Raw genomic sequence first — 10,593 nt, 5'->3', positions numbered from 1 at the left:
CCAATTACGCCTTCCCTGACAGAATCCGGTTCCAGTACAGCCACGGCAGCAGGTACTTTTTGAGCAGCCACATGCTCCAGCGCGGCACTGTCTGGTTGAACGGGAATGTCATTTTGGGTTTGTTGGTATAGTCAAATTCGGCGAGCATCAGCTTGCCGTATTCAGTCGGAATCGGGCAGGCGGTGTATCCGTCGTATTGTGCTTCGGATTGGGTATGATGCAGGTAGGCCAGAATGTGCTCTACCATAACCGGTGCTTGTTTACGAATGGCCGCGCCGGTTTTTGACGTAGGGGCGTTACTGACATCGCCACAGGCAAAAATGTTCTCAAAACGGGCGTGCCGGAACGTGAGCTTGTTCACTTCGACCCAACCAAGAGGCTGAGCCGGATCAACCAACGGGCTGTTTTTAATGAAGTCAGGGGCCGACTGCGGAGGCACGATATGGGCCATGTCGAACGAGATGGATTCTTTAACTACGTTGCCGTCTGTATCCTTACTCTCAAAATAAAGGGTATGGTTTGGCCCGTCGACTTCCGTCACGTTTTTGAGGTAATGGGTTTTAATGCGGTAGCGTTTCAGCAACCCCTCGAGAGTAACGGCAAAGTCCTTCACCGCGAAAATTGCCCCCGCCCCCGATACATAATGCACTTCGGTTTTGTCGAGAACCCCGTTTTTACGCCAGTAATCGCAGGCAAGATACATGATCTTGTGCGGGGCGCCGCCGCATTTGACCGGTGTTGTCGGATTAGTAAAAACCGCCACGCCACCCTTGAAGTTTTTAATGAGCTCCCAGGTATAAGGTGCAGTAGCAAACGAATAATTGCTTGATACCTGATGGCTGCCGAGCGTTTCTTTAAACCCTTTGATTTTTCCCCAGTCGAGCTGTAGACCCGGTACCACTACAAGCGACTCGTAGGCATAGGTATCGCCGCTTTTGCAGGTCACCTGACTGGCTTCCGGCTGAAACGATGCTACTGCGTCTTTAATCCAGATAGCTCCCTCAGGCATGAAATCGCGTTCCGGTTTTTCAGTCGCCCTGATATCAAATTGTCCGGCACCAACCAGGGTCCACGCTGGCTGATAGTAATGCTTTTCAGACGGTTCGATAATACCAATAACCAGATTGGACTCTTTACGGAGAAGCTGGGCAGCGACGGATAACCCTGCGTTACCGCCACCTACAATCAGAACATCAAATTTCGTTGCCATGCTCAGGAATAGTTTAATTTATTGGTGAAATTATACTATCTCTAAACGGCACTCAGTGACTTAAATCACATAAGGGTTATTTATTGTTGCTGGTGGTTCTGGTAAACCACCAGCAACCGATTACCGTGTTAGTGCGGCAGTTTGTCGCGCAGCAACCCGTAGGTCCATGTGCCGGCGATGGCGCTCAGGAGCGTGGCAATCACGACAACATAGCCGCTGCCGATCTGGGCAAACAACGGCCCCGGGCAGGCGCCCGTAATGGCCCACCCCAGTCCGAACATCAGTCCCCCGAAAATCTGGCCGCGATTGAATTTCTTCGGGTGAAACTGTACGGTTTCGCCGGATAATGTCTTGATATTGAATTTTTTGATGAGGTAGACGGAAAGCATCCCCACGACAACGGCCGAACCAATTACGCCGTACATGTGGAAGCTCTGAAGACGGAACATTTCCTGAATACGGAACCAGGAAATGATTTCAGCTTTCACGAATACAATACCAAACATGATACCGACAACCATGTATTTTACGTTTGAAAAAACGCTTTCTTTTTTAGCCATGTCGTTGGGTGCATCGCACACCATCGGCTCCGGAAATTGTACTTTCTGCATGTCTTGAGGCGTTTAGAACAGGTTGAAAATGTAAGGCATGATCAGGTGCGTCATCGTGAAACCACCGATCATGAAACAGCAGGTGGCAATCAGTGACGGCCATTGCAGCGTCGAAAGGCCCATAATAGCGTGTCCCGATGTACAGCCACCGGCCCAGCGCGTGCCGAAGCCGACCATAAAACCGCCGACGATAAAGAAAATAAAGCCTTTCAGTGTGAAGAGGTTCGATGCCTCAAACAGATCAGCCGGCATCAGGCCCGCAAAGTCTTTAATGCCAAGCGCTTTCAGGTCTGCAATGGTATCCGGCGAGAGTACGAAATCGTTTGGGTTCTCCAGAAATGTAGTGGCAAGGAAGCCTCCGATCAACACACCGAATACGAAAACCAGGTTCCAGATTTCTTTTTTCCAGTCGTATTTGAAAAACGGAATATTGGCAGGCATACAGGCTGCGCAGATGTGGCGCAGCGAGGACGAGATACCAAACGATTTGTTACCAATCAGCAACAGCGTCGGTACGGTGAGGCCGATAAGCGGGCCGGCAACGTACCACGGCCAGGGCTGACGGATTAACTCTAAAAAATCCATAGGAGAGGTTGTTTATTAAAAATGAAAATTGGCTATCGCGTTTAATTGGGTCATACTTACCTTGTTGATTATATACCGGTCAGGGTTGACCAGCGTACTGCCCGGTTGCCACCGGACGGGATCTTTCCGGACGAAAAGTAATTGTATGTCAAGTCCTTTCCATAACCCGCTAAACTGATAAGTGGTTCCAAGATTAACCTGTGTGTAAGCGGGGAGGCCATACTTGTTAAGCGCATAATTACTCACGTCAGGCAGGTGATAGTAGCCGGTGCCCAGATCGAGTTTCAGGTTCTTAAGCGGCGAGTAGCGCACACTGCCGGTAAAGGCGGTGGTATTGCCGGTACCTTCGTTACGCTCCCGGAGCATAAACGTGTAAAAGGGCTCCCGGCCCCATTCTCGGGGTATCAGCAACCGCCCGGCGGCCGTAATGCGGGTGGCGTTCAGGTTGAAAACCCAACGGGGAGCCTGGTATTCGATCCGGCCGGAGATAAAACCTGCCGTGGCGCCCGGTGTAATGTAAGTTTGAGCAATCACCTCGTTACCGCCGTTGTTAACCGCTTCTTCGTAACCACCCATCACGCCGGCCATCCAGTAGGCAGAGCTTGTCCGCGACGAACGCCATTCTATAGTCCCATGCAGCAGGTTAAAGACATCGGACACATAGGTGTTCCAGATCTGTAGCGAGAGAGGGCCTGCCTTCTGTGTCAGACCAGCCTGGAAAATACCGCTCGTCCGGATGTGACCGGCATATTGCGAGGGTTTGCCATTCAGATCAACACCAACCGGATACTGTCCGAAACTGTCGCCGACCGTAAACCAGTCAACTGTCGATCTTGGCGATATGCCGAAGATATACTCAAGCTGAAAGCGGGTATTTTTCCACTCGTTCCATTCCAGTACGGCCGATTCGGTCAGAGTAGGGCGCATCCGGCCATCCTGCGGATTAATAAACGGTGAGTGCGGAATCTGACGGCCAACGGTCAGTTTAGACTGATGACCAATGTACACACGGGCATATAATTCCTCCAGCCGGTCGAGGTCGCGCCGGTTATTCGGATCGGCCAGGTCAAACAAACCTACTTCGTAGCGGCTTGGCTGATTGGTTTTCGGGTCGCGGGCGGCCAAGTCCGACGACAGGACATTGAACGTAAAAAAGCCGCTGATACCGAGTTCAACGTGTTTGAAAAGCCGTGGTGTGTGATAGCTGATACCGGCTCCGATGCCGAGCGCATGGAAATCGGTCAGGCCTGGTTTGTTATCAGTAGCCAGAAAATAAGAGCGGACATGACCTGAAAAAAGCCCTTTCTTCAGGAATTGGGCTACCGGTTTTGCCGAGTCTGCCGGAGCAGGCTGATCCTCAGGGTCTATTCCGTCCGTTCCTGAAGAAAAGCCTGTACCGGCAGCGCTACAGCTCAATAATAAGATTAGAAAGAAATGCTTTAACATGGTGACAGGTTGAATCATTTACCTGACAAAGCTAAACCGGCATTTCCCCGCATTCCGTGACAATAGTTACAAAAGCCGTAATTCTTAATCGAATTCTGTGACGGCAACCACAACCGTCGGTTCCATCGTTACCTGAGCCCGCACCGAATTTGTGATCAGGCAATGGCGTTCGGATTTGATCAGGACACGTTTGGCCTTTTCGATGTCGCTGTCGTGCTGTACGACTACTTTCGGGAATAATTGTATGGCCGAAATCATCAGGCCGTTTTCCGTTTCTTCCAGTTTACCGGTGGCGCGGCAGTCAAAGTCTGAGAAATCGAGCTTCGAGTTTTCGGCGATGGCCAGGAAGGTGGTCATGAAGCAGCCGGATACGGCCGCCACCAGCAGGTGTTCGGGCGACCAGACGCCCGGCATGCCTTTGGCAAATTCCGGCGGGGTTGCTACATCAATGGTATCGGTCAGGGCCGGTGAGCTCAGCTGACCCAGGCGGGCATACTGCCAGCCGAGATTTACCTCGTAATAATGCGGTGTCATGGTTGTATTGGTTTATGGTTAGCCACGAAGGCATAAAGAACCAGAGGGGCACAAAGCTTTCGGGTCTTTGTGTTACTTCAGGCCTTTGGGCCTTCGTGGTAAAATCAACGAATTACAATAAAGTAGTCGGGCAAACGTAATCGGTCAGGGGCAGCTTGCCGGTTTGCTTAATGGCCGTAAAGCCACCGGCTACGTCGATCAGCTTGTCGTAGCCACGTGCTTTCAGGATCGACGCGGCAATCATCGACCGGTAGCCACCGGCACAGTGCAGGTAATACGGCTGGTTGCGGTCGAGCCGGGCCATGTTCTGGTTGAGGTTTTCGAGCGGCAGGTTTTCAATGCCCACGACATGTTCAGACAGGTATTCGCTTTGCCGGCGGACATCGAAAACGGGCAGGTTGTTATCGGCGGCATACCGGCCGGCAAACGTTTCGGCCGAAATAGATTCGATGGTGTCGGTGTCACGGCCATCGGCAACCCAGGCCGCAAAGCCGCCTTTCAGGTAACCAATGCAGTTATCATAGCCAACGCGGGCCAGCCGGAGAACCGCTTCTTCTTCGCGGCCTTCGGGCGTAATGAGCAGAACCGGCTGTTTCAGATCGGTGACCAGCGTACCGACCCAGCCCGCAAACTGACCGTCGAGGCCGATGTTGATGCTGTTCGGGATAAAGCCTCTGGCAAATTCCTGCGCACCCCGTACGTCGAGTACCAGCGCTTCTTCTTCGTTAGCAGCGGCGTCAAAGGCGGCCGGCGATAAGGCTTGTGTTCCCTGACGGATAACCTCATCGACAGAACTGTAACCCATCTTGTTCAGCACCGCATTTTTCGGGAAATACTGCGGTGGTGTTGTTAGACCGGTGGTTACCTCTTTGATAAATTCTTCTTTTGTTTGGGCCCGCAAGGCGTAGTTAAACAGCTTCTGATTGCCAAGGGTATCGGTAGTTTCCTTGCTCATGTTCTTGCCGCAGGCCGATCCGGCACCGTGGCCCGGATACACGATGACGTCGTCCGGCAGCGTCATGATTTTCTGATGCAGGCTGTCGAACAGGTGACCAGCCAGATCTTCGCGGGTCAGGTCGCTTTTAACGGCCAGATCAGGGCGGCCAACATCGCCGATAAAGAGCGTATCACCGGTGAAAATAGCTGTTTCCCTGCCGGTTTCGTCCAGCAGCAGGAACGTCGAGGATTCCATGGTATGGCCCGGCGTATGCAGCACTTTAATCTGAATGTTGCCGACGGTAAACAGCTCGCCGTCGGTGGCTACGTGTGCCGGATAGTTGGGCTGGGCGGTTGGCCCGAAAACGATGGCCGCGCCGGTTTTGGCGGCCAGGTCAAGGTGCCCCGATACAAAGTCGGCGTGGAAGTGCGTTTCGAAAACATACTTGATGGTGGCTCCGTCTGCTTCGGCCCGTTCGATATACGGTTTCGTTTCCCGCAGCGGATCAATGATGGCGGCCTCACCGGCTGATTCGATATAGTAAGCGGCCTCGGCCAGACAACCCGTGTACATTTGTTCGATTTTCATGACTTCTCTGTGTTTAAATTGATGAATCAAAATTGGCCATCCGCAGAGGGGTATTCTGTGATGTTTGTTACAGAGGGAGTATGATGGTTGTCAGCTGTTCAGTATGACGACGGTCATGGAAGAAGCAGGGAGAAAGCCCTGCTTCTGAAACGAATTGGTGATTAGGTATCTGACAGTCAGAGAGGTAGATATGGTTAGCGGAATGTGTAGTCGACGCCATGTACCTGCGTCAGCAGTTCCTGCGGTCCGTCCAGAATGCGGGTTGTACGCGGCAACTGCGGATTAACCGGCGAAAAGGCTTTCAGGTATTCCTTCATGACCGTATGCAGGGAGGAGGTTGTATTTTGCCCTGCCTGTACTCCTTTCATCCGGCATAACATGTCATCCGGATCACCTTCCCGTTCGCAGGCGCAGATCGTGTAGGTCCGTGCAGGGTCCAGCAGCTGGCCGCCGATCCGGACAGACTGAATCCGCTGCCCGGCTTCGACGAAGGCTTTAAAATCGACCTCCATGCCTTTGAACCGGACCACCCAGCCGCCGAAGCGTTTGGTTGCATCCTGTGCAAACACGTTCTGCAACTCCCGTTCCAGCCAGTCGAGCAGTTGTTTACCGGTAGCCTTACCGGTCCGGACGGTGGCATCGACCGGCAGCATGTCATACAGATAGGCCTCCGTAACCGGAACGAGGCCGCTGGCATCGGCTGTGCGCGGCGGACAGAACCGGAAGCCGTTCGAGAGAGCAACGTCGGGCTTGATTTTCCACATCAACGCATCCACAATCATCGTATCAATGGTATTTTCGACCACAAAATTCCGGTAAAGCGGCACCTTACTATAGCCGAGTACATTGGTCAGTGCGGCTTTATAGGGTGCCTCGACGTCATCGACAATGCGTTGCACGACCGGATCAGGCTTGTATTTTTTCGGATCAACCTCAAGCAGTTCGTAGCGCTCACCGGTAATCCGGCCATCTTTGACCGTAATATCGAGGCGACCGATAAACGACCCGAAGGCACCCGGCTCAACCACTTTGGCGTATTTACACTGAATTGGCTGCCGGACACGCTCGTGGGTATCTCCGCCGAAGATATAATCGACCCCTTCGGCGTGGGGATGGTTGGCCAGGCCGATTTGCTGGGAAAGCCCCAGATGAGCCAGTACAATGACCATATCGCACTGTTCCTGCTGTTTCAGTACATCGACCCAGTACTTAATCGTTTCTTCTGGTTTGGTGTACACAATACCCTTACTGTATAACGGCGACTGCCGGAGCGGCACCAGCGGATCAGTATACCCCAGAAAGCCGATTTTGACGCCGAAGCGGTTCACGATCTGGTAAGGCTGGAAGATCAGTTCGCCTTTTACGCCGTTGCCGGTATCGTGGTACATATTGGTGCACACTTTTGGCGCATGCAGGCTGCCCAACAACTGTTGCATGGCTTTTTTGTAATACACCACTTCCCAGTTGCCTGGCAAAAACATATCGTAGCTAAGGGCATTCAGCAGTGGCAGGAGGGCTTTCCCTTCTGTTTTTACGGCCAGCATACTGCCCTGAAACATATCACCGGTATCAATCAGGAGTGTATTGGCGGGGTTACGGGAACGAATGCTGTTGATAGCCGTTGCTAAATGGGCATAGCCACCGGATTTCCGGAATGTCAGCTGGTTATTTTCCCAGAAAAGCTCATCGTGGGCATGGAGCTGACAGTGGACATCGGTGGTCTGAAGCAAGGTAATTACCCCTGTATTGTTTTGACTGATTCCGGCTTGTCCGGTTGTTAAGTGGCTGTCAGCCATGCTGCTGGCCGTAAAGGGTACGGCGGCTGATACGCTGCTGAGCAGGCCGGTTTGTAAAAAAGACCGTCTTGAAGGCATAAGGTAAGGCAGTTTAGGGTAAAGCATTCAGGGTTTTTATAAGCCGGCCTTTATGTAGGCCCAGCCCTGTTCCTGTTTAAGAATCAGTTCAATGATAGCCACTGGTACGGTACCGATGCCCGGCATCAGGGCACTGAGCGTAAGCTGATGTCCCTTCAGCGTATTCTCGCAGACCACCACGCGGAGGTTCGCCGTTTGCAGAAGGGCTGTCAGCTGATCGGTAACGACTGACCCGGCGGGGTGCAGCAGGCTGATGCCGGGACCATGTACCACCACCTCAATCTCAGCATCCGGCCATACGTTCAGCAGGTTCCGCAGGTTACTGACCAGTGCCTTTTGTGAGGCTTGATCGGCTGCAACATATTGAAAAACAACACGGTGGCCTTGTCCCGTGTCCAGTGTGTTGGATGATTCCATCAGCGTGTCGCTACCTTTTTGTCGTTGCTGTGTGCTTTTTTGAACGCGTCGATTGGCTTATACGGGCCGTATTTATGCTGCTTTTCAGGAAACGAATCTGCATACGGTCCAAACGGGTGATCGACTGGTTTACCGGCGATATTCGGCCAGTCTTTACTGAGATCTTTCGCAGGGCGCGGCATCGAATTCACAAAAGCGGCCAGGTCCCAGGCCTCTTCGTCGGTCAGCTGCGGCTTGTCGAAGGTAGCGCCCAGCGGCATGTTGGCTTTAACGTATCCGGCAAACCGGGACACACGGTATAAACCTGCTCCCTGGTTGTAACTGTGTGGCCCCCAGAGTGGCGGGAATGTATAGCCGCTACCGTCGGGTTTGGCAATGCCCTGACCGTCTGCCCCGTGGCAGGAAACGCATTTTTGCTGATACATGACCTTACCCGCTTCCGGCCTGGCCGCACGGTCAAGATAGGCGAGTTTCCAGATACCCGACCCGTTCGGTGTTTTGCCTTTCTCAACATCATCGCCGAGAAAATGGATGTAGGCGACAATGGCCTTCATTTCGCGGCTGTTGCTGTCGAGCGACTTTCCGTTGAGGCTGCGTTCGAAGCAGTCGTTGACGCGTTTCACAATGCTTTCGACCGAGCCGGACCGCTCGCGGAATTTCGGGTAGGTTGCCGCTACCGCCCCATAGTTATTACCCCACGGTTTGCTGCCGGCGTCGAGGTGGCAGTTCTGGCAGTTCATGCCGTTCGATACGTGGGCCACCGACCCTTTGGGACCAAGATAGGTAGCGGTATTGGCAATGAGCTCTTTGCCGTAGCGGATCAGGTCCGCGTTTTTGTTACCGGCCAGCGCAGCGTCATCGGGCGCCTTCCAGAGTGGTTTCGACCCTGATTCTGCCTTATCGCCGGTTTTGGGGACAGCGGATTTTTGGCCGGCCACCGTTTTGCCGGCCGCCGTCTTGTCGTCCACCGTTTTGCTGGTATCAATCAGGCCGAAGTTGATTGACAGCAGTACCAGTACCGACAGCAGGGCCACGCCGACCAGACCAGCCAGCAGGGTTAACGTGCGCTGTAGCGACTGAATTGTTTTCGTAAATGCATCGTGTGTTGGCATATGGTCTTATACGTTAGAGGCTATAGATCAGATCAGGCACGGAGGCGTAGACGGTGCCAGAGAACATACCCGATCAGGGCAATCCAGGGGGCACCGTGTAACAAAAGATCGCCCCAGTCGATGAGCTGCATACCGTGGGCACCACCCAATACCCACCGGATTTTTCCGATAATATGCGGTTCCGGAAAAAAAGGAGCCAGCCCCATGGTAAGGCAGGCCAGCAGCAGGGAGCGGAAAAGCGGCTTTTTGACAATGTTCATGGCTTACAAAAGATAGTACACCTATGCGGTTAATCTGTTAGAATTAACGCCAGGTGTAAGCAGTGACTGATTCAAAAATGCAGGAAAGTTGGCTGCCCGACTGTAACATTAGTCACAAAAGAGGGCTAAGTGAAGGTTTTTCTGAAGTTTTCAGGACTTTTCCGGGTTTCTTTTTTAAAAAACCGGCAAAAATAAGACGCGTCATCAAACTGAAGGTCATAGGCAATTTCGCTGACTGTCTGCGGGGTGTGCGCCAGTAACCGTTTTGCTTCAATGATAATCCGCTTCCGGATCAGCTCGCCCGCCGACTGACCGGTGGTCTGTTTGCAGACTTCGTTCAGGTAATTCGGGGTAATAAACAACAGGTCAGCATAGTCGCGCGGATGTTTTTTGGTACGGAAATGCTGGTTTATCAGGTTTTCAAAGGTCCGGATCAACGTGCGCTGTGTACCTTGATCGGTGCCGGTTTGCCGGGGCAGGTATTCACGGGCCAGCACGATCAGCAGGATATTCAGGTAGGAGCGGAGAAGGTTATCGCTGTACAGTTTCGGCTTACTATATTCCTCATGCAGCGTGCTCATTAACTGGTGAAGGTTACCGAAACTTTGCCCTGTCAGTTCCATGAACGGTTCATGCCGCAGTGAATTAAAAAAGGGAAACTCCGCCAGGACGTTGTTATGATAGCGCAGCGAAAAAAAGTCATCGGTAAAAAAGAGCACATAGCCTTTCAGATTGTTGATTTCCCGCCATGCATGAATCTGTCCCGGACTAATAAAAAACAACCGGAGCGGATGAATGGCATAGGTCGAAAAATCAATGTCATGGCTGCCGCTGCCTTCGGTTGCCAGCAGAAGGGTATAAAAGTCGTGGCGGTGCGGAGCATACAAATGGGCAATGTCCCTGGCAAAGTACTCAAACCGGGCAATATCAAATTCCTGGTGTGGATGTTCCTGACAGTTCAGTTCCTGAATGGTAAAGCTGGGGATCTCGCCGGTGTTCTTTTTCATAGCCGAAGGAAT

11 protein-coding genes are annotated in these 10,593 nt (G+C 52.5%); all 11 read right to left on the bottom strand.

The window, feature by feature from the left end; translation table 11 throughout:
- Positions 1 to 4: 4 nt before the first annotated feature.
- Positions 5 to 1,210, bottom strand: coding sequence for an NAD(P)/FAD-dependent oxidoreductase (locus AC23NW_RS28280; RefSeq protein ID WP_487453791.1), 1,206 nt, complete (start codon positions 1,208 to 1,210; stop codon positions 5 to 7).
- 128 nt (positions 1,211 to 1,338) lie between these two features.
- A complete protein-coding gene (locus tag AC23NW_RS28275) occupies positions 1,339 to 1,821 on the bottom strand; it encodes a DUF6691 family protein (protein WP_487453789.1) in 483 nt (160 codons plus the stop codon).
- A 12-nt stretch (positions 1,822 to 1,833) separates the two neighbouring features.
- Positions 1,834 to 2,406: a YeeE/YedE family protein gene (locus AC23NW_RS28270; RefSeq protein ID WP_487453787.1), complete on the bottom strand. Its 573-nt coding sequence runs from the start codon at positions 2,404 to 2,406 to the stop codon at positions 1,834 to 1,836.
- A 15-nt stretch (positions 2,407 to 2,421) separates the two neighbouring features.
- Entirely contained in the window at positions 2,422 to 3,822 is a 1,401-nt protein-coding gene (locus AC23NW_RS28265) for an OprD family outer membrane porin (RefSeq protein WP_487453785.1), read from the bottom strand.
- 114 nt (positions 3,823 to 3,936) lie between these two features.
- Positions 3,937 to 4,386, bottom strand: coding sequence for an OsmC family protein (locus AC23NW_RS28260; RefSeq protein ID WP_487453784.1), 450 nt, complete (start codon positions 4,384 to 4,386; stop codon positions 3,937 to 3,939).
- Positions 4,387 to 4,498: 112 nt separating this feature from the next.
- Positions 4,499 to 5,911: an MBL fold metallo-hydrolase gene (locus tag AC23NW_RS28255; protein WP_487453782.1), complete on the bottom strand. Its 1,413-nt coding sequence runs from the start codon at positions 5,909 to 5,911 to the stop codon at positions 4,499 to 4,501.
- 194 nt (positions 5,912 to 6,105) lie between these two features.
- Entirely contained in the window at positions 6,106 to 7,785 is a 1,680-nt protein-coding gene (locus tag AC23NW_RS28250; protein ID WP_487453780.1) for a bifunctional metallophosphatase/5'-nucleotidase, read from the bottom strand.
- Between the two features lie 36 nt (positions 7,786 to 7,821).
- Entirely contained in the window at positions 7,822 to 8,202 is a 381-nt protein-coding gene (locus AC23NW_RS28245; RefSeq protein ID WP_487453779.1) for a DsrE family protein, read from the bottom strand.
- Positions 8,202 to 9,314 carry a c-type cytochrome gene (locus AC23NW_RS28240; RefSeq protein ID WP_487453777.1) on the bottom strand — a complete coding sequence of 371 codons (1,113 nt, stop codon included), beginning with the start codon at positions 9,312 to 9,314 and terminating at the stop codon, positions 8,202 to 8,204. The genes AC23NW_RS28245 and AC23NW_RS28240 overlap by 1 nt, the downstream gene beginning before the upstream one ends.
- Positions 9,315 to 9,346: 32 nt before the next feature.
- Complete coding sequence (locus AC23NW_RS28235; protein ID WP_487453776.1) at positions 9,347 to 9,574, bottom strand: hypothetical protein; 228 nt, start codon at positions 9,572 to 9,574, stop codon at positions 9,347 to 9,349.
- 125 nt (positions 9,575 to 9,699) lie between these two features.
- On the bottom strand, positions 9,700 to 10,581 hold the full coding sequence (locus AC23NW_RS28230) for a helix-turn-helix domain-containing protein (protein ID WP_487453775.1): 882 nt from the start codon (positions 10,579 to 10,581) through the stop codon (positions 9,700 to 9,702).
- Positions 10,582 to 10,593 lie beyond the last annotated feature (12 nt).

The sequence above is a fragment of the Arsenicibacter sp. R0_47 genome (assembly GCF_057652235.1).
Note: the sequence above shows the minus strand (reverse complement) of the source record. Positions and strands in the feature narration are given on the sequence as shown.